This is a genomic window from Lyngbya sp. CCAP 1446/10, from assembly GCF_026130175.1.
In the GTDB taxonomy this organism is placed as follows: Bacteria; Cyanobacteriota; Cyanobacteriia; order Cyanobacteriales; family Microcoleaceae; genus Microcoleus.
The window spans coordinates 152,840-173,166 of sequence record NZ_JAIGNI010000003.1; the positions used below are offsets into that span (position 1 = coordinate 152,840).

Here is a 20,327-nt window from a genome sequence, read left to right on the forward strand (position 1 = left end):
CCTACCTTGGCACATTTAACTGAGCTAAGACGGCGGCGAATCGAGCAGGATCGATCGGCTTTGCTAAGTGTTCGTTGTAACCAGCGGCGATCGCTCGATCGCGGTCTTGTTGGCTAGCATAAGCTGTTAGCGCCACAGCCGGCAAGCGCTTGATTTTGTCAGATTCGGACGATCGCACTTTGCGGATCAGCGAGTAGCCATCCTCAATCGGCATCCCGATATCGCTGACTAAAATATCTGGCGGCGACTGCTGTAAAATGTTGATCGCCTCAGCAGCCGAAGCAGCAGCAGTCGCAGTCGCCCCCAACTGTTCCAGCGCCACCACCAAAAACTCGCGGTTGTCGGGTTCGTCATCAACTACCAACACCTTTAAACCAGCCAAAATACCCGGAGGAATTTGAGCGGCTTTGCTGTCCTCTCTCAACTGTGGCTGCTTACTGCGACGCTGTTTCAGGGGCAGCATTACCGTGAATGTCGCACCCTTGTCTTTACCCGGACTTTCGGCGCGTACAGTGCCGCCGTGGAGTTCCACCAAGTGCCGGACGATCGCCAATCCCAGCCCCAAACCGCTGTCAGCCCGAGTAATCGAGCCATCTGCTTGTCGGAAGCGATCGAATACGTAGGGCAGAAACTCAGCAGAAATGCCCTTGCCGGTATCGCTAACAGTAATTTGCACGTAATTAGGTGATGAGGAATTAGCCACAGCTACCGCAGACAAGCGCACTGCTACAGTTCCGCCAGAAGGCGTAAACTTGACGGCGTTAGTCAGCAAATTCGAGACTACCTGCTGCAACCTCTGGGCATCGCCCCACATCAAACTGACTGCGGGGTCAAATTCCGAGGAAACAGTCACAGACTTAGCCTGGGCTGTGAAAATGACTGAATTCAGAGCAACTTCGATCGTCTTTCTGATCATGAACCAGCCGGGTTTCAGAGCCAGCTTGCCTTGAATAATCCGGGAAACATCGAGCAAATCTTCCACTAGCTGCGCCTGCACCCGTGACTGACGCTCGATCGCTTCGAGGGCGCTCTTTAAAGTTGCTGGGGTGTACCCGCCTCTGCGAAGTATCTGGGCCCAGCCCAGAATCGCATTTAAAGGCGTCCGCAGTTCGTGGGAAAGAGTGGCGAGAAACTCGTCTTTCTGGCGGTTGATGGCTTCTGCTTCGGCCCGCGCGGCTTGTTCGCGATCGAGCAACTGAGCGAGTTCTGCCTCTACTTGCTTGCGATCGCTGATGTCGGCGACGATCGACATACAGTTAATGTTACCCTTGCCGTCGCGGACTGGAGTTGCCCACAAACCGATGTCGATCGATCTGCCGTCTTTCCTTTGGCGGTGGGTTTCCACTCCGGCGAGCCCGTGTCCGGCGCGAATTCTTTTCAACTTCGCCGTGAATTCCTCCCGTTTGTCTGGGGGAATGCTGGGCAAAAATTCACCTACCACCTCTGATTCTGACCAGCCAAAAATCCTCTCGGCGGCTGGGTTCCACATTTTCACAATCCCGTCGTCGGCACTGAAAACGCTAATTGCTAGGGGACAAGCCTGAATCAAAGCTTCCAAAGTTTGATTGATTTGCGATCGCGCTTCCTCTGCTTGTTTGCGATCGCTGATATCGACGTTCACCCCGATCATCCGCAGAGGTAAACCGCGATCGTCCTGAAACACCTTAGCCCTGCAAGCAATCCAGCCCACGCTGTTGTCGGGCCGGCAGATGCGGAACTCAATGTTTAATTCCTCCCCGGAAGCTGCGGTTGCCTGCACCTGCTGTTGGGTGAAAGTGCGATCGTCTGGATGCACCATTGCCAGCAAATTTTGATAGCTGCTGTCGAAACCGCCGATCGGCAGCCCGTACAATGCCTCTAACTCCGGCGTACAAGCGAGTTCGCCCGTTTGGACGTTCCATTCAAAAGTTCCGATTTTGCCTGCTTGCTGAGCGATTTGCAGCCGTTGTTGATTGTTTTTGAGTTCTGCTTCCACCCGCGAGATTTCGGTCAAGTCGATGTAGAAGGCGACGATCGTCTCTGGTTCGCCCTTGTCGGGGCACAAAGTCGTCGCGCCCATCAAAATCGGGACGCGGCTGCCATCTTTGCGGATGTACTCTTTCTTAAAAGGAGTTGCAACTCCCTTAGCCCGGAGTTCTTGCGCCGCCCTGGCGTCGAGGTGCAGGTATTCGGGGGGGGTCATCCTGTCCCACCGCATGATACCGGAGAGCACGTCTGAGCGGGTGTAGCCGACCATTTTTAGCAGGGAGTCGTTGGCGTAGGCGATGCGGCCGGTCAAATCGCCGATCGCGACTCCGAAAATATTGGACTCAAACAGTCGCCGGAATATGGCTTCGCTTTGCTGCACCAACCGTTTTGCTTGATTGCGATCAGTAATTTCGGCAACCACAGTGCTGACTCCCAACAGCGTTCCCGATTCATCGATCACGGGGTAAAAGCTGACTTGCCAATCCCGGACAACTCCCGGCTGTTGAAGGGTTGCAGCCTTCATTTCCAAGTCGAGCACGGGGGTTTGCGTTGCCAGCACTTGCAGGTAAATCGGCTCTACCATATCGGCAAGTTCTGGTATCGCTTCTCTGACGGTGTGCCCGATGTGATCTGCGATCGATCTGCCGTTGATCTGAGCGAGGCATTCGTTCATGCGGATGTAGCGCAAATTGGTATCGACAAAGGAGAGCCCAACTGGTGTGGTGTTGTAAACTAAGTCGAGTTCTGCTAGTTGGTTGCGAATGCGAATTTCGTTTTCTCGGAGTTGGTTTTGGGCTTGTTTGCGATCGGTGATATCGAGTACAAAGAACGATCCTTTGTCTGTGAATCCTTGCAAGTTTCCGGCGCCGGCTAAAATTGGAAAGCGTGTGCCGTCTTTGCGGATGAATTCTTTTTCATAGGGCGCGCAACTTCCTGATGCTGCGATTTGGGCGAGGGCGCTGCGATCGAGTTCTGCGTATTCCGGCGGCGTGATATCGACCCAGCGAATCTGTCCAGAAACTAAGTCTTTCCTAGTATATCCAATCATTTCCAGCAGCGCGTCGTTAGCTTCCGTAATTTCGCCGTCCACATCCCAGAAACCGATACCGATCATATTAGATTCAACCACGCTGCGGAACCGCGTTTCGCTTTTCCGCAAAGCTAATTCTGTTTGTTTGGCGGCGGTAATATCTGCGAGAATTATGCCGGCACCGATGATTTCTCCCCTTTCATTTTTCACTGGGTAATAGTTGGCTAGCCAGTAGCCAAAATCTCCCGCTTTTCCCGGAAGTTCGTCGCTAACTTCTACATTTAAAATAGGTTGACCGGTTTCTAGAACTTGCTGAATTATCGGTGCAAATTTGGCTGCTGATTCTGGCAACAATTGGCGGAAATCTTGACCGAGATGCTCTTCGGCGGACAAACCCTGGAGTTCTGCTAAGACGTGATTGATATGGATGAAGCGCATTTCGCGATCGAGAAAGCAAATCGCTAGGGGAGATGCTTCTAACAGCGCGTCAATTAAGGCGAAGGATTCCGATGTTTGAGATAGTGCTTGTTGTGCTTCTGTATAAAGTCTGGCGTTGTCTAGGGCGATCGCCACGCGGTATGCTAAATCTTCTAGCATTGCCATGTCTGCTGCACTGTAGCGGCGGCCAAACTTCGAGGTAAAGCAACTAATCGCACCCATTACCCGCCCGCGCGCTTTCAGCGGTACGCAAGCGTGAGATCCGATATTGAGCGATCGCAATCTTTCCATTTCTGCTGCATTGTCGGCTGCTGCTGCTAAAATCTCTGCATCCACTTCGGCAATTAGCTCGGATTTGCCGCTGCGAATTACCAGCGGATAGCCGTTAACAGCATCGGAGGCGATCTGGCTGCGGATTCTCAAGTTATTCAGAGTATCAACCGTAGAGGGTTCTACGTGAGCCACAGCGACTTGGCGCACTTTTGAGTCAGTTTCGGTCAAATGAATGCAACACCCGTCTGCGATCGAATTAACGGCTAATTCAGCGACATTTTGCAGCACTGTTTCCCCGTCAAACGCCGCAGCCAGCATTTTGCTAACTTCTGCTAAAAATCCCGATCGCCGCTGTTCAATTTCCGCTTTTTCCCTAGCTGCTTGTTCGATTGTCAACTGCAATCTTTGAGTTTCGGCAAGTTTGAGTTCTGTGATGTCGCGGGCAACAATTAACGCCGATTCTGGTACGCCGTCTTTGTCAAATTCTGGAACAACGCGAGATTGATATGTTCTGAGACCGTCGGTTGAGTGCCCCTGAAATTCGATGATTTTTTCTCTACCTGTTCCTAATACTTGGTGCAGGGTTTCATCCCACATTTGGCAGAGTTCTGGCAGCATTCCTAGGTCTTGATTGGTTTTGCCGAGGAAGAATGAAACTGGTTTTCCTTGGCTTCTGGCAACTGCTTGATTGACATAAATATAACGCAGTTCTTTGTCAATGCGGATAATCGCATCTGGCGTATTTTCTAGCAGCGTTCTCAGTTGCTGTTCGCTGCTTGACAAAGCTGCTTGCGTTTTTTTTCTTTCGGTGACATCTCGCACCGTGCCCACGTGTCCGATGAGTTCGCCACAGTCGGAGAACATCGGCGCGGAACCAACGTGAATCCAGCGCACAATCCCCTCTGATATTTGCAGGCGATACTCGATCGCATATTCCCCAGCTTCTTGAGTATAATCCTGCCATTGGCTCAATACGCGCGATCGGTCTTCCGGGTGAATGCAATTCTCCCAACCTTCTCCTAAAAGTTCTGCCAAACTCAAGCCCAAAATTGCCTGACAGCGCGGGTTTGCATAGGTGTAGCGCCCCTGGAAATCCGCCATAAAAATCCCCATCGGCGAACAGGAACTTAAACAGCGAAATCGTTCTTCTTGAGCTTGCAGCGCTTCTTTAGCGACTGTCAGTTCTGCCGTGCGCTGTTTAACACGGTTTTCTAGCTCAGAGTAAGCTAAAGCTAGGGCTAGTTCTGCTGATTTGCGATCGGTAATATCAATGCCACTTGTTATCACATATTCTACCACACCCTCGCCATCGACCATCACTGTATTCGACCAAGAAATGAAGCGCTTGCCGCCATTCTTAGTACGCCAATAGTTTTGATATTCGCTATAAAATTCTGCGGTGTTAAGTTTAGCAAAAACTGTTTGTACTGGCTCTATTTCTTCGGGAATCAAGAAGAGATCCCAAACATATTTATCCACAACTTCTGCTGCTGAGTAGCCTGTGGTTTTTTCGCAAGCTTGGTTAAAGCGGACAATCCGTCCTTGGCTGTCGAGAACTACAATTAAGCAAGCCGTCGTGTCAATTACTTTTGAAATAATCTGGCGTTCTATTTCTAGTTCTTGTTCTGCGGACTTTAAGCTAAAATACCAAGCGCTAACCATTGCAGCGGCAAAAAGTAAAATTGCAGGAGTTGCCTGGAAGGAAAACAGTAACAGACTTGTCAGCAGTAAAGCCGTGGCGGCGCTAAATGTAGCAATGCTGTAAGATTTAATGGGTAAGGGCAAGACCTGAAACCGACTCATTTTTGTTGACCTGTAGCGATGGCGCGATCGCACGAGTTCTGGTACCGATGAAACAATATTGTTAAAACTAATTATGTCTTTTTCCTATACATGACCACATTTGTAGGGGTCGTGCCATCTTCCCAGAGACAGATTTGCCGAAGTCAGTTGACAGTTGACAGTTGATAGTTGTCAGTTGTTAGTTGTCAGTTGTTAGTTGTCAGTCAGAGGGAATAAGAAAAATGCTCCCACTCTCCCCATCTCCCACTCTCCCCATCTCCCCATCTCCCCATCTCCCCCTCTCCCACTCTCCCCCTCTCCCCATCTCCCACTCTCCCCATCTCCCACTCTCCCACTCTCCCACTCTCCCACTCTCCCCTCTCTCCATTCGTCGAAGCCAAACAATTTATACGCGCAGCAGCTTATGATAAATGAATCGACAAACTGGATAAGTTGATTTCTGGGAGGAACTTACCGTGAATCACAAGCTGGCAAAAATTATCGGATTATTTTTCGCAGCCGCCATCGTCTTCGGATTCATCGGTTACGCGCTGCAAAATCCCAACTCGGTCAACAACTCAGTAATGTCGATCGGCTTTCCCAATCTTACCCCAGCTACCGCCAGTGCGATCGACAACAAGCGCGACCAAATCTATCTCAACGGCACCTGGCAATTTGTCCCCGCCATTGGCAACCCCCAAAGTCCCCCCGCCTCCCCAAGTTGGGGCTCCATCCAAGTACCCGGAGACTGGCAAGAAGAAAAAAGCGAATTCATACCCGGAATCATCACTCGCGGCACCGGCAAAGACTGGGAAAATTTCAACAGCAAACAACTATCAAAAGCTTGGTATCAGAAAAATATAGACATCCCAGGCGACGGTCAAAACCGCCGAATTTTTATCGACTTAGCCAGAGTGAGTACCGATGCAATCATCTTTGTTAACGGCATTAACTGCGGCCAAATCGAATCGCCTTACGGTACTGTTGAAATTACAAAAGTAGCCAAATCAGGTCAAAATACCATATCTATTTTAGTCGCGGCAGTCTCCGACGAAAAAGACAAAGCCGTGATCATGAGTCCCACAGAAATTTATACAACAAAATCCAATTTGCAATCGCGCGGACTCATCGGCGAAGTCAGGATTTTTAGCGTTCCCCAAGGCCCCCTAATTAGCGACGTATTCGTCCAAACTTCCACCAGAAAGAAACAAGTTAAATTAGATGTCGAACTCAAAGACATTACCCAAAACGGTCAAGTTCAACTAATCGCCCAAATGTTCGACGAGAAAGGCAAAGTTGAACAAAAATTTATCGGAACAGCCAGCGTTCAAGCCAAACCAATTCAAACCGTACAAGTCCAGTGGGATTGGCAAAATCCCCGCCTTTGGGATGCCGGCCAACCCAACCTCTACACCCTGCAATTAGAAGTAACAGGCAGCGGCGTCAAAACGCAATATCACCAACCCTTCGGATTCCGCGAATTTTGGGTAGAAGGGCGCAAGTTTTTCTTAAATGGCACCGAGTTTCGCCTGCGTCCCACCTTACATTCCGATACTTGGGAAGGCGGCACATTAGAAGTTTCAGATAGTTTAATAGACGCCTATGTAAAAGCCGGTTTCAATATAGCAGAAATCTGGCCTTGGAATCACGACGAACGGGGTAGATGGCACTTTCGAGAACTATTTTCCGAACGCGCAGACCTCAAAGGTTTTCCAATTATGGCTCCCGCTTTAGATATTACTCCCATAGCTTGGAGCGAACAGTGGAATAACCGCCAAATAATCGATCGCTGGAAAGGGCGAATGGCAGCAGAAATGCGCCGCTACCGCAATCATCCCTCAGTATTAATGTGGGCGACAAGTCCCAATTATTTCGGCAGCGGTGACGATCAAAATCCCCGCCGCATCGGCAAGAAAAAAATAGAAGGAACTCTCGGCCCCACAGAAGACCAGCGTATGCGCGCCAAAACCCCCTTGGGGAACGAGGCTTTTGCTGCTATGAAATTGGTAGACCCAACCAGACCTGTAATGGTACATCAAGGCGGCACTTTTGGCGATGTTTATTCGCTGAATTCTTATTTAAATGTGATGCCATTGCAAGAGAGGGAAGAGTGGATTTCCGAATGGAGCAAAACCGGAGAAATGCCCTACATGGTGGTAGAATTTGGCACGCCTCTGCACGCGACAATGATGCGAAACCGCCAAGGTTTTGATAAAGTGATTGTTAGCGAGCCTTTGATGACTGAATTTGCAGCAATTTACTTGGGGAAAGAAGCTTATCAGTTAGAAAATCCCACTTATAAAGGTAAAATTCGCGAGCAATTTGTCAAGGATATGCAGTATAAAAGCTGGCATAACAGCAAGGATTTAGATTTTGCACCTGCTTTTCAAAAGTTGCAGCAGTTATTCAGTACAAATACTTGGCGGACTTGGCGGACTTTTGGAATGTCTGGGGGGATGATTCCTTGGCAGCAAGGACACGGTTGGGAGGTTTCGGATGCTGGCAGAACTAAGGTGGATCTTGGAGCATTTCAATCGGGTCGCCGGGGCGTTTATTTGAAGCAAGTGTCGAATAATCTGATGCATCATTTGCAGCCCGAAGCTTACAATATTTATCCGGCAGGGGAGGCAATTATGAATAATAACGGCCCGACTTTGGCTTGGATTGCTGGTGCTAATCAGGCTTTTGCTGCCAAAGATCATAGCTTTTTTGCAGGCGGAAAATTGGCCAAGCAAATAGTATTAATTAACGATACTAGAGCGCAGCAGGATTTTGCACTCAATTGGCGAGTTAGGGTCGGGGGAGAAGAGGTAGCAACTGGCGAAAAGAAGGGGAAAATTGAGACAGCAGGCACGCTATTTCTGCCAATAGATGTGAAATTGCCAAATACAATTTCTAGCAAGGCTGACGGCGAAATTCGCTTGACTGCACGAATTGGCGATCGCCCGCATTCTGATACATTTCCTTTCCGGGTGTTTGCCAATCAAACCAAAGTCAAGGATGCGCTGACAATCTTCGATCCTGTGGGCAAAACATCGGCAATGTTAAAGCAGTTAGGTTATCAGCTTGTGCCGTGGAACGGTTCGCAAGTTTCATCGCTACTAATTATCGGTCGGGAAGCATTTTCTAGCGGGCAAAATTTGCCAGGAAATTTAGAAACTTTCGTGCGAAACGGTGGCAAAGCAATGGTGTTTGCTCAGCGCCGGGAATGGCTAAAAAACATGGGTTTGCGGGTTGCCGAACACGTCAGCCGCCGCGCGTATCCAGTTGATAATAACTATGCAGCAATTAGCGGTTTAGACGGTGAAGATTTGCGCGATTGGATGGGAGAAAGCACGCTGCTTGAAGCTTATCCAGATACAACTCAAACTGGGTCAAGATTGAGTCCGGCAAATATGCCTTGGTACGGCTGGCATTGGGGAAATCGCGGCGCTGTCAGCAGCGCTTCAATGGAGAAGCCACATCGTAGCGGTTGGCGGCCAATTTTGGAATCTGAGTTTGATTTGGCTTATTCGCCGCTGATGGAATTGGATTATGGAAAAGGGCGACTGATTTTAAACGAGTTGGATGTGGAAGACCATTATTCTGTAGATGGTGGGGCGGCGCAGTTAGTGCAACAAGTTGTGAGTTACGGGATGAATTCTCCGGTGATGGGAAAGCCGGATAAAGTGGTTTTAATTGGGGGAGACAAGGATGCCAAGAAGTTGGACAGTTTGGGGGTAATTTATCAGCGGGCTAATGGGCTTTCTCAGGATGTTGGTTTGGCGATTGTGGGTGCCGAAGCGAATCTGAAAGATGCAGAATTACGCGGTTATTTGAATGCTGGCGGGAAGGCGTTTTTCTTGCCGCGTCAAGTACCTGTCGCTGGTTTGGGCGTGGGTTTGCAGCAGGCGAAGGATTTTGGGGGTTCGCTGGCGGTTCCGGGTTGGGATGAGGTGAAGGGGCTTAGCGGTTCGGATTTGCGATCGCGCTCTTTTTATGATACTTGGTTGATTAAGTCTGGGGGAGAAATCGGTGCTGACGGTTTGTTAAGTCGGGTTGCTGTAGGTAAGGGCGTGGCGATTTTCTCTCAGATTGACTCGGATAGTTTGAATGCTGATGCTAAGACTTATTTGCGTTTTACTCGCTGGCGACAAACCAGGGCTAATGCTCAGATTTTGGCTAATTTGGGGGCGAGTTTTAAGGCGGATGGTGCTGTGTTTAACGGTTCTAGTCAGGAGTTTTATCACTCGGATTACAAGACGGATTTTGAGAATGGGGACGATCCTTATCGGTATTATCGATGGTAAGTTTTACCAGTCAATTTTGACCGGATATTTGGCAATATCCCCGGCGAATAGAATTCGCGGCTATACAAACGATGTCCGCCTCCGCGGACTGAAGAATAGAGGGAGTATTTAAACAGGATTTGGTATGAGTATCCAGGAGTAATTTCATGAGTTACCTGTCCAGAATTCGTCAGATAACGGCTCATCAAAATCCTCACTTGTCCAGATTGTTCCAGCGTGCAATCCTGCTGTGCGCGGCTTAGCTGGGGATGCAATGGGCGCTAAGCGTACAAGGGGAATGCCGCCTTCTGTGAGCACAACTTCTATGCCTTTAAGTGCTAGAGATAATAACTCTTTTAAGTTTGTTTGTGCTTCTTGTATGTCAACTGTTTTTGTGAGCATTGCAGTTATCCTAGCTAGGAGTTAAAAGTGCGATCGCATGGCAGAGTGCAATTTCTCTCTCAAACGGTCAAACTTATTATACTCAATATCACAGGTCAAAGTGTCGCTTAAAGCGCGGGTCTAGTTTGTCGGTTTTCCTTTGGTTGCAGGTGCGGCAGAGGGTTTGCAGGTTGCTGATGTCGTTGCTGCCACCGCGCCCTAGGGGGATGATATGATCGATCGTCAGTTCGGCTTCTAGTTTCGTTTGGCCACAGCTTTGGCACTGGTATTTATTGCGATCGAATACGTATTTTCGGACTTCTGGGGGAATGCGAATTCTGGGGGTTTTAGTCATGATGTATTTTAACCGCGGATGTTTGATGGATTAGCTGGGTGAGTTTTCTTGATTGAGAAGTTGGCGGCGCAAATCATCAAGGGGGGATTCTGGTTGGCTAGTTTCTGACTCGTTGTTTTCTGGTGTTTCTTCGAGTTCTGGTTCGTCGGGGCAAAATTCTATGGTGACATTGAGTTTGAGCTTGATCTTTCCTTTCTTCCAGCCCTGAGTACCCACTCTGAGAATTTCACAATCGATACCTTCACCAAACCATTTATCATAGGCATTAGGTCTTTTATTAGTATTGAAACCTACATCAATATCTAGTTTTTGTTGGCTTAACGAACTATTTAGTGTCTGTCCTAACCCGAACTCAGGGAAAATTATATTTACTGTTTCCTTGAGTTTTTCTACTTTAAGCATTGCGTTACCAAAAGATAAAGCATCATCATTGCCGCAGTTGTGAAAATCAACTTTATTTTTCATCTTGATTTTTAGTTTCTTTAAACTGTTATCCTAACTATTTTAGAGTAGTATCTCATTTTTGACAAGAATCCCGGCGAATAGAATTCGCGGCTATACAAACGATGTCCGCCTCCGCGGACTAAGAATGTGTTCAACCCGCGCACCATCCGGGTTTTGTCTGTGTCGCCGCGATTTCCAATCGCCGTAATTTATGCTCTTTTCGTAAGTAAGAATCCCGGCGAATAGAATTCGCGGCTATACAAACGATGTCCGCCTCCGCGGACTAAGAATGTTTTATCTCTTCAACCCGCTTGGAGTGGGTTTTGTCTGTGTCGCCGCGATTTCCAATCGCCGTAATTTATGCTTGTTAATCGATTAAATCATGGCGGGAAAATTATGGAATCTCTCTCTACACTCAAGCACATTCGATTTTGATTAAATGTGATGGAGGTGGCAGTAATAATTCTAATCACTATATTTTTAGATCGGACTTACAAAAATTAGTTAACGTAGCTCCATATAGAAATCAGAATATAGCAATCCTAAATCATTTTCAATAACTGGTTCCCAGGCTCTTGGCGAAAGGAAACCCATGTCACTCTTGAAGAGCCTCGCCTGCGAAAATGGAGGCCTCGCCTCCGGATCTGCGTTACTTTCGCAGAGCGAAAGTAACGAGTAGTCAAGGTTTGTGGCTACCCGTGCCGATCGCACCATAACACTGTTTGAACAACCGGGCGCGATCGTCCCGTCCCCACTTTTGCTGAATCCTTCAGTCTCACCGTCGGTCAAATGTTCAGTTGGTTGAGCGAATAGCCGATCGCCCGATCGACTAAAATGTATAGCAACCTCCACATCGGGCACGGACGTAAATAACCCACAAATAAAAACTAGACCCGTTACAGATCAAGGGTTTGAGTCCCACACTTAACTGTCAACTGTCCAATGTCAACTGTCCACTGCTATAATGTGCAGTCGATCGCTTATACTGGAATATCTGGTTGTCAGCCCTTCAAGGACGAGAGAGGACTAAATTCCTCACTACAAACTTAATTATGATTATTTAACCCGACTTGATAAGTAAGTACACTTAACTAAACTTAAGATATCGAGGGCTAAAAAACTTGCTGTATAAGCATTTTTCTTCCTTCTTCCTTCTTCCTTCTTCCTTCTTCCTTCTTCCTTCCTTCTACTAACAGCTAACTACAGAAAGGTTTACTCAAAAATGGAAGCAAAATCCTACAAAGACACCGTAAATTTGCCCAAAACCAAGTTTGATATGCGCGCCAACGCCGTCAAACGGGAACCAGAATTGCAACAATTTTGGGCAGATCAAGAAATCTACGATCGCCTTTCCCACGATAACCCAGGCGATTTGTTCATCCTCCACGACGGGCCCCCCTACGCCAACGGACAACTCCACATCGGCCACGCCCTCAACAAAATCCTCAAAGATTTCATCAACCGCTACCAAATGCTGCGCGGCAAAAAAGTTCGCTACGTGCCCGGTTGGGATTGTCACGGATTGCCGATCGAACTTAAAGTATTGCAAAACATGAAATCGGACGATCGGCTAAATCTTACCCCGATCGATCTCCGCCGCAAAGCCGCCGCCTTCGCCCAGGAAACAATGGCCCAGCAGCGCACATCCTTCCAGCGCTACGGCGTTTGGGGCGACTGGGAACACCCGTATTTAACCATGAAACCCGAATACGAAGCGGCTCAAATTGGCGTTTTCGGTGAAATGGTGCTCAAAGGCTACATCTTCCGCGGCTTCAAACCCGTGCACTGGAGTCCGAGCTCGAAAACAGCCCTCGCCGAAGCTGAATTGGAATATCCCGAAGGCCACGTCTCGCGCAGCATCTACGTCGGCTTTCATGTCAGAAAGTTGTCAAAAGCTTTGCAAACGAAGCTCAAGCGCTATATGCCGAGCCTCTGGGCGGCGATTTGGACGACTACCCCTTGGACGATTCCGGCTAACTTGGCGATCGCAGTCAATCCCGAACTGACTTATGCAGTGGTGGAACCGCCGGCAAATTCCCACATCGCCCAACAATTTATCTTAGTTGCTGTCGATGCGGTCGATCGGCTATCAGCAACTTTGAACACTGAATTAAAAATCCTGGCCACCTTCAAAGGTAAAGATTTAGAAGGTTCCATCTACAAACATCCGTTGTTCGATCGCGAAAGCCCAATTGTTGCCGGCGGCGACTACATTACCGCTGACTCAGGAACCGGATTGGTGCACACCGCGCCGGGCCACGGACAAGAAGATTTTATCGTTGGGAAACGCTGCGGTTTACCAGTTTTAACGCCCGTTGATGAAAGCGGAAATTTCACAGCCGAAGCTGGAGTCTTCGCAGGTCTAAATGTCCTCGGAAATGGCAATGGCGCAGTCATTGATGCCCTTGCCGAAGCAAATTGTTTGATCAAAGAGGAAGCTTATCCTCACTCCTATCCTTACGATTGGCGCACTAAAAAGCCGACAATTTTTCGGGCGACGGAACAGTGGTTTGCGTCGGTTGCAGGGTTCCGAGATGAAGCGTTAAAGGCCATTTCTAGTGTGAATTGGATTCCCGCGCAAGGGGAAAATCGGATCACTGCAATGGTTAGCGATCGATCGGATTGGTGTATTTCTCGTCAGCGGACTTGGGGCGTGCCGATTCCGGTGTTTTACGACGAAGAAACGAACGAACCGCTGTTGAATGCGGAGACAATCGCCCACGTACAAGCTATTTTTGCAGACAAAGGTTCGGATGCTTGGTGGGAAATGTCGATCGCCGAATTGCTACCGGAATCATACCGCAATAACGGCCGCACTTACCGTAAGGGAACCGACACGATGGATGTGTGGTTTGATTCCGGTTCTTCCTGGGCTGCGGTGGCGAAAGGGCGATCGGAATTAAACTATCCTGCTGATATCTATTTGGAAGGTTCAGACCAACATCGGGGCTGGTTTCAATCGAGCTTGCTAACCAGTGTAGCAACTAACGGCGTTGCTCCTTACAAAACAGTTTTGACTCACGGTTTTGTGCTCGATGAAAAAGGCCGGAAGATGAGTAAATCTGAAGGTAATGTCGTCGATCCGGCCTTAGTAATTAAGGAATATGGCGCTGATGTTTTGCGGCTGTGGGTATCTTCGGTAGACTATTCCGCCGACGTGCCTTTGGGCAAAAATATTCTCAAACAGCAATCGGATGTTTACCGCAAAATTCGCAATACAGCTAAGTTTTTGCTGGGGAATTTGCACGATTTCGATCCGGCAAAAGATGCTGTTGCTTACGAGGATTTGCCGGAACTCGATCGCTATATGCTGCACAGAATGGGCGAAGTTTTTGCGGAAGTTCAAGATGCTTTTGAAAGCTTCCAATTTTCGCGATTCTTCCAAACTGTCCAGAATTTCTGCACGGTGGATTTATCTAATTTTTACTTGGATATTGCCAAGGATCGACTTTACATCAGTTCGACAGATTCACTGCGCCGTCGCAGTTGTCAAACGGTAATTGCGATCGCAGTTGAGAATTTGGCACGGGCGATCGCACCTGTGTTATGTCACATGGCTGAGGATATTTGGCAGTATCTCCCCTATCCAACTCCCTACAAGTCAGTGTTTGAGGCTGGTTGGGTGCAACTTGATGCGAAATGGCATAATCCTGAATTGGCTACTCGCTGGCAGTATTTGCGCCAAGTACGCGGGGAAGTTAATAAGGTTTTGGAACAGGCGAGGACTGAAAAGGCGATCGGTTCTTCTTTGGAAGCTAAGGTTTTATTGTATGTTCCTGATGTCGCCAAAAGATCACAATTGCAAGCTTTGAATCCTAGCAGCGAAGGATTGATGGATTATGTGCGATCGCAAAATTCAGCCATCGAGTTAGCAGCAGAGGAGAAAGCCAAAGCAGTACAAGACAAACAGGAAGCACAGGCGGCAAGTGTTGCAAAAGTCTTGACAGTAAAGACAATTGATGCTGTGGAAACTGTCGAAAAGGGCGCTCAATCTTCTGAGGTAGTCGAGTATACGGCGGTTGCTGAACCGTCGGCTGCGGAATGGCAGCAATTGTTAGATGAAAGCGCCCAGTTTTTGACTGATTTGCCTGAGTACATGGGCAACTTTTTCACAGAATACCAAAAGGCGATCGTCACACTTGGGCTGTTAGGTTCTGTGTTGCTGACTGGTAGAATAACAATGGCGGTTTTGGATACGATTAATCAGGTTCCGATGTTGGGTGAACTGTTTGAAGTGATCGGTTTCCTATTCACATTGTGGTTTGTTTTCCGTAACTTGTTGTTTGCTGAAAACCGTCAAGAAATTGCAGCACAAGTTGAGTTGCTGAGGTTAGATGTGGCTGGAAATGATGCGGCGATTGTGTTCCCGGAAAAACAGCCGATTGTGATGGAAGTGCCGGAAAAGGTGCTTGTAGAGTTACAGCCGATCGCACTTATGGCCACAGCAACCGCCGAAATGGCTATTGTGAAAGCGCCTGAAATCCCGAAAGCGACATTAAGTGCGATCGATAAACAGTCGGAAATTCTGGCTAACATCACTTTGATACCTGATTCTGCCAAGGCTAGCAACGCCGTAGACGAACTGCGGTACTTATTTATCACATCAGAAGTCGAACTGGTTGAATCGAACGTGGTGATTGAAGGATTGCCCTACAGTTACGAATCTCCAGAGTTAGCGATTGGTGTTGTTAAGGTGGGTGGCCATAAGTGCGATCGATGCTGGAACTATTCTACTCATGTCGGAGAGTCGATCGATCATCCGCTAATTTGCGAACGTTGCGTGTCAGCAGTTGACGGCAAATTCTAACCATCGTCTTCAACCCCTCTGAGCTCGGGTTTCGTTTGTGTAGACGCGGTTTCAACCGCCGTCTCCAACTCTTGTGGGATGGGCTTCTAGCCCGTCCCGAATATGCTATTTCTTAAAAAAATGGCAGACGATTTCACCAGGGTTGTTTTGTCCAAACGCCAAAACAGTGCCATCTTGCTTAACGGTACTGTGGCTGCGGCAATTGTAGATTTCCAGAGGCTGTTTAACTTGATCCACACTCAGAGTTACCCTGTATTCCCAGTAGTTTTTCGCACTGCGTTTGATATCGACAATGCAAATCTCGCGCCCTTGATAATTTCGGCAAACAGAAGCCTCAGCCGGAAGGGCGACGCAGCAAAAAGATATTAATAGTAACAAGCAGCAAACACATTTCATCATCGACTTAACAACAAAGCGCGCCCTCAAGCCTCCACATCATAGGATAGCTGAACCATACCCGAACTGTAAGTCTGACATCCAGTTAGCTGCAAAGCTGTAGTATTGGGATTAGCAAATAAAGGAATTCCCTCGCCCAAAATTAGCGGGTGCACCGAGAGAATTAGCTCGTTTACAAGATGGTTGTTCAGGAAATCGCGAATTAGCAGAGAGCCTCCCACTAACCAAATATTTTTGCCCTCAAGCAAGCGTAAATCATTGACAAAACTCTCTAATTGTGTTACCACTTCCACATCAGAAGTTGCTGCGAAATCTAGATTTTTGGTAAAAACATAACTTTTTTTTTCTTGGTAGGGATACTCGCCAAAAGTTAGAACTTGTTCGTAGGTTTTGCGACCCATGAGGACTGTATCGATGCTATCTAAGAATTTAGTATAACCGTAATTTTGGTCTGTATACAGCCAGTCAATCTCGCCATTCGATCGCGCGATGTAACCGTCTAAACTAGATGCAATGAAGAGTACAATTTTACGCATGGCAATACCGGGATTTTGGCTGTGGGGGCGATCGCCCGATCTACCTTAATTTTAGATCGTATCATGTCCGAAGACAACGCGGGCAATAAGTGCGATCGCAGTAATTGACCGGAGAGAACTACCCATCGGGGCCCAGAAACCGGGTTTCTACGATTCTTTGGTTGGGTGACGAGAAATATAGAGAGAAACCCGGTTTCTGAGGTTTACGCAGGGGGCCAAGAAACCGAGGTTTACGCATCGAGGCCAAGAAACCGGGTTTCTACGAGTCATTGGTTGGGTGACGATAAATATCGAGAGAAACCCGGTTTCTGAGATTTTCGCATGAGGCCAAGAAACCGAGGAAATCAGGGATCTCGATCTAATTTACTGTGCCGATGGTAGCTTAAGTTCGATACCCACTTTTTCACCAAGATCGATCGCATTATTAGCAATATCAATCGCGCCTCCCACACCAGTGCCGAGAATACCAGCCAACGCGACAAGAGCTGTTAAGCTTTTCTTTAATCTGGCTTTACTCCATTGATCCTCCGGTTTATTGACTTCCGTTTCGACATCTTCAATATCAATAATTACTCCCTCGCGGATGTCTTCGGGGAACTGCGCTGCGGTTTCTCGCATCGATGAAATTAGTTTCAGAATTTCGGCAGTATTGGGGTTATTATTTTGGATAAATGTGCTGTTAGTTACTTCGGCTTTTTCATTAGCCACAACACCAGATACCGGAGCGTTGAATTGGTTTTTAGGAGAATCTTGAGTCATGTTGATAATGTTGTTGATAGTTGTCGGAAAACTAGAAGCATCTACACGATCGGGGGGATCGATTCGCAAAACTCGCTCTTTCTCCCGTTGTTGCGAGTAATCCGGGAAATCCTCAATTAAAGCGCACACGTTGACCATTTCATAAGATTTTTGGCATTCAACCTCGTACTTGCCCTTCTCCAAACGGCGACGCAAAGCATCAAAATCGTAGAGGTGAGAGTTTAGGCTGCCATTGCATTCAGGACAGTTGCAGGGGATTAATTCTTTGTATTTTAGACGATCGTCATAAGTATTATGAATCTTCCACAATTCGTGGCGGATGCGCTCTAAAATAGATTTTTTCTGTTTCCCAGAAACTCGAATGCGGATTTCTCGTTTGTGATAATCCTCGATGACTTCGGCTTTGCCATAACCATCGGTAAGGATGACCCCATCGCGCCACACGATATCCCCCCTACCCTTTGGTAAGAAAGATTGAGGGCGGTAGATTAACAGGTGCATTTCTACGATGAAGCGGGTAATGATGCCCTTGGGCATAAAGTCGTATTCGTAGCGCAAAATCAGGTTATCGATGTCGTCCCAGTTGTAATCGGGCGTTGCGAGGGGGAGAAGTTGCGGGGCGATGTATTGTCCGGGTTGGCCGGGGATTTCGTAACACAGTTTGAAGTGTTTCATTAACTGGAGTAGTTCGTCGTGTAAGTCTTGGTATTCTCTTTCGTACCAGATTTGCTTGAGGTTTTTCTGGGTGAAATACCCGCAGTTGGCGATGACTTCCGCGTTGTCGGCTACTTCTTTGTCGTCAGTAATTTCTTTCTTGCTGATGACTTTGTAAACAGCGTTGGTTGCCAATTCTGGACGCAGGATGACTATGTTTTTGAGGATGGGGTCTTTTTGGAAGTGGAGGATAATACCCAAGTCGTGGAGGTATTTGCTGAGACTCAGCATGGCGGGTTTATCGGACTTTTTAAAGCCTTGGCCAGCGCAGATATTGTAAAATTCACTGATTTCGATGTGGGTTTGGCGTTGGGAATAGTTTTCCAAAATGTGGCGGACGTTGGCCCAGCGTTTGGGGATGGGCGTACTGATGTGATCTAGGTTGCTGATGCGGTTTTGGAGCGCGCGTTGGAGGGCTGCGAGTCCGCGATTGCTGGCGAGGTTGGTAGCGAAATCTTTTTCTAAGTTGGCAAAGTCGCGCCGCTGTTGGGAGAGGTTGATTTCGCAGCAGATGTCTTGTTTTTCGTTTTGGACAAGGAAGACAGGACTGCTTTTGCTGAGGAGTTCGATGATATTCAACCAGTAGCAGAGGTTGGGGTTTTCGCGGCGGTTATCGACGAGGAGGATGTAGAGGGAACGTTCGGTGAGGAAGAATTGGTGCGTGGCGTGGTAGATTTCCTGTCCGCCAAAGTCCCAGAGGTGGACGCGGAAAGGTTTGCCGTTGGCTTGTGGGAATTCCCAGCGGATTACATTGATGCCTTCGGTGCTGGGTTCTTGTTTTTCGAGTTCGTAGTCGGGGTTGAGGAGTTTTTTGGCTAGGCTGGTTTTTCCCGCTTCGCCTTCGCCGACAATCAAAAGTTTGGCTTCGTTGAGTTCTTCGGTATCGTTGGGATCGCGGGTTAGGAAGTAGAAGTCAAGAATGGTACGCAAATCACCAGGATCTCCGAATCGGCTTCCGCCCATGATTTCCCGTGGAATTGGCATCGGATTACCCCGCAAATCCAGTTTTTCCAGCTTCTCCATGCTGCGGATCGCCTCTGGGATGGCTGCAATCTGATTGTTGTTGAGGTCAAGGTGTGTCAGATTGGACAGTTGACCGATCACATCTGGAATTTGGGCGATCTGATTTCTTCTAAGATCAAGCTGTGTCAGATTGGACAGTTGACCGATCGCATCTGGAATTTGGGCGATCTGATTACTTCTGAGGTCAAGCTGTGTCAGATTGGACAGTTGACCCATCGCATCTGGGAGTTGTGTTATTTGATTGTTAAAGAGGTAAAGCTGTGTCAGATTAGACAGTTGACCGATCGCATCTGGGAGTTGGGCGATCTGATTACTGCTGAGGTAAAGCTGTGTCAGATTGGATAGTTTGGCGATCGCATCTGGGATGACTGTAATCTGATTGTAACTGAGGGAAAGCTCTGTCAGATTCGACAGTTGCCCGATCGCCTCTGGGATGACTGTAATCTGATTGCCACCGAGGTAAAGCTCTGTCAGATTCGACAGTTGCTCGATCGCCTCTGCGATGACTGTAATCTGATTGTTATAGAGGATAAGCTCTGTCAGATTCGACAGTTGCCCGATCGCCTCTGGGATGACTTTAATCTGATTGGTATGGAGGTTAAGGTGTGTCAGATTCGACAGTTGCCCGATGAATTCTGGGATGACTGTAATCTGATTGCCACCGAGGTAAAGCCATGTCAAATTAAACAGTTGCCCGATCGCCTCTGGGATGACTTTAATCTGATTGTGAGCAATCGAAAGTATTTTTAAGTTGGTTAATTGAAAAACTACATCAGGAAACTCTGTTAACTTATTCCCAACCCACTCTTCTTTCTCCTCATCGTACTTCCCCAACACCAACTTTTCAAGCTGCGTGCACTTGCCAATCTCCGGCGGCAAATCCTCCAACTCCAGCCCCGCCAAATCCAATTCCGTCAAATTTTCCTCAGCCGCCCGGTTAATTCGCCGCACTGCTTCTTCTCGCGTCATGCCCTTTGTTTCCCCGTGTGTTTCCCCGCCATCTTGTTTCTATTCTGACAGAGATTTGGGTGCTCCGGGAAAGATGACGCGCGATTGTGGCGAGAAACCCCAAAATTGTCATTGCGAGGAACGAAGCAATCTTAGTCTTGGCGATTGCTTCGTTCCTCTCTTCGGACATATATCAATGATTTAC

At 48.0% G+C, this 20,327-nt stretch carries 11 protein-coding genes; 3 read left to right on the forward strand and 8 right to left on the reverse strand.

Features of this window, described 5'->3' with window-relative positions; genetic code table 11:
* Nucleotide 1: 1 nt before the first annotated feature.
* Nucleotides 2-5,512 carry a PAS domain S-box protein gene (locus K4039_RS02550; protein WP_265233549.1) on the reverse strand — a complete coding sequence of 1,837 codons (5,511 nt, stop codon included), beginning with the start codon at nucleotides 5,510-5,512 and terminating at the stop codon, nucleotides 2-4.
* A gap of 455 nt (nucleotides 5,513-5,967) precedes the next feature.
* Between K4039_RS02550 and K4039_RS02555 the strand changes: the two genes are divergently transcribed.
* A complete protein-coding gene (locus tag K4039_RS02555) occupies nucleotides 5,968-9,780 on the forward strand; it encodes a beta-galactosidase (protein WP_265233550.1) in 3,813 nt (1,270 codons plus the stop codon).
* A 144-nt stretch (nucleotides 9,781-9,924) separates the two neighbouring features.
* Here K4039_RS02555 and K4039_RS02560 read toward each other — a convergent pair whose 3' ends face one another.
* The 3 genes from K4039_RS02560 to K4039_RS02570 form a co-directional block, all read right to left on the reverse strand.
* Nucleotides 9,925-10,161 (reverse strand): type II toxin-antitoxin system Phd/YefM family antitoxin, encoded by a 237-nt coding sequence (locus tag K4039_RS02560; RefSeq protein ID WP_265233551.1) that lies wholly within the window; start codon nucleotides 10,159-10,161, stop codon nucleotides 9,925-9,927.
* An 88-nt stretch (nucleotides 10,162-10,249) separates the two neighbouring features.
* The gene (locus K4039_RS02565; RefSeq protein WP_265233552.1) at nucleotides 10,250-10,495 is read right to left on the reverse strand and encodes an HNH endonuclease; all 246 of its coding nucleotides are present in this window, start codon (nucleotides 10,493-10,495) and stop codon (nucleotides 10,250-10,252) included.
* A gap of 30 nt (nucleotides 10,496-10,525) precedes the next feature.
* Nucleotides 10,526-10,960 carry a KGK domain-containing protein gene (locus tag K4039_RS02570; protein WP_265233553.1) on the reverse strand — a complete coding sequence of 145 codons (435 nt, stop codon included), beginning with the start codon at nucleotides 10,958-10,960 and terminating at the stop codon, nucleotides 10,526-10,528.
* Nucleotides 10,961-11,370: 410 nt separating this feature from the next.
* On the opposite strand from K4039_RS02570, the gene K4039_RS02575 reads away from it, so the two are divergent.
* Nucleotides 11,371-11,499, forward strand: a complete 129-nt coding sequence (locus tag K4039_RS02575) for a hypothetical protein (protein ID WP_265233554.1) — start codon at nucleotides 11,371-11,373, stop codon at nucleotides 11,497-11,499.
* On the opposite strand, the gene K4039_RS02580 is transcribed toward K4039_RS02575, so the two are convergent.
* Nucleotides 11,444-11,791: a hypothetical protein gene (locus K4039_RS02580; RefSeq protein ID WP_265233588.1), complete on the reverse strand. Its 348-nt coding sequence runs from the start codon at nucleotides 11,789-11,791 to the stop codon at nucleotides 11,444-11,446. The two genes, K4039_RS02575 and K4039_RS02580, sit on opposite strands and share 56 nt — an antisense overlap.
* Nucleotides 11,792-12,161: 370 nt before the next feature.
* Here K4039_RS02580 and ileS point away from each other — a divergent pair, with 370 nt between their 5' ends.
* Complete coding sequence (ileS, locus tag K4039_RS02585) at nucleotides 12,162-15,746, forward strand: isoleucine--tRNA ligase (protein WP_265233555.1); 3,585 nt, start codon at nucleotides 12,162-12,164, stop codon at nucleotides 15,744-15,746.
* A gap of 105 nt (nucleotides 15,747-15,851) precedes the next feature.
* On the opposite strand, the gene K4039_RS02590 is transcribed toward ileS, so the two are convergent.
* The 3 genes from K4039_RS02590 to K4039_RS02600 form a co-directional block, all read right to left on the reverse strand.
* Nucleotides 15,852-16,124, reverse strand: coding sequence for a hypothetical protein (locus K4039_RS02590; RefSeq protein WP_265233556.1), 273 nt, complete (start codon nucleotides 16,122-16,124; stop codon nucleotides 15,852-15,854).
* Nucleotides 16,125-16,168: 44 nt separating this feature from the next.
* Nucleotides 16,169-16,678: a dihydrofolate reductase family protein gene (locus K4039_RS02595; RefSeq protein WP_265233557.1), complete on the reverse strand. Its 510-nt coding sequence runs from the start codon at nucleotides 16,676-16,678 to the stop codon at nucleotides 16,169-16,171.
* 363 nt (nucleotides 16,679-17,041) lie between these two features.
* Nucleotides 17,042-20,143: a COR domain-containing protein gene (locus tag K4039_RS02600; RefSeq protein ID WP_265233558.1), complete on the reverse strand. Its 3,102-nt coding sequence runs from the start codon at nucleotides 20,141-20,143 to the stop codon at nucleotides 17,042-17,044.
* Between the last annotated feature and the right edge of the window lie 184 nt (nucleotides 20,144-20,327).

Coding starts and splice junctions, on each gene's coding strand:
- K4039_RS02550 (WP_265233549.1), bottom strand. CDS start 5,512: ATGAGTCGGTTTCAGGTCTTGCCCTTACCCATTAAATCTTACAGCATT.
- K4039_RS02600 (WP_265233558.1), bottom strand. CDS start 20,143: ATGACGCGAGAAGAAGCAGTGCGGCGAATTAACCGGGCGGCTGAGGAA.
- K4039_RS02565 (WP_265233552.1), bottom strand. CDS start 10,495: ATGACTAAAACCCCCAGAATTCGCATTCCCCCAGAAGTCCGAAAATAC.
- K4039_RS02595 (WP_265233557.1), bottom strand. CDS start 16,678: ATGCGTAAAATTGTACTCTTCATTGCATCTAGTTTAGACGGTTACATC.
- K4039_RS02570 (WP_265233553.1), bottom strand. CDS start 10,960: ATGAAAAATAAAGTTGATTTTCACAACTGCGGCAATGATGATGCTTTA.
- K4039_RS02560 (WP_265233551.1), bottom strand. CDS start 10,161: ATGCTCACAAAAACAGTTGACATACAAGAAGCACAAACAAACTTAAAA.
- ileS (WP_265233555.1), top strand. CDS start 12,162: ATGGAAGCAAAATCCTACAAAGACACCGTAAATTTGCCCAAAACCAAG.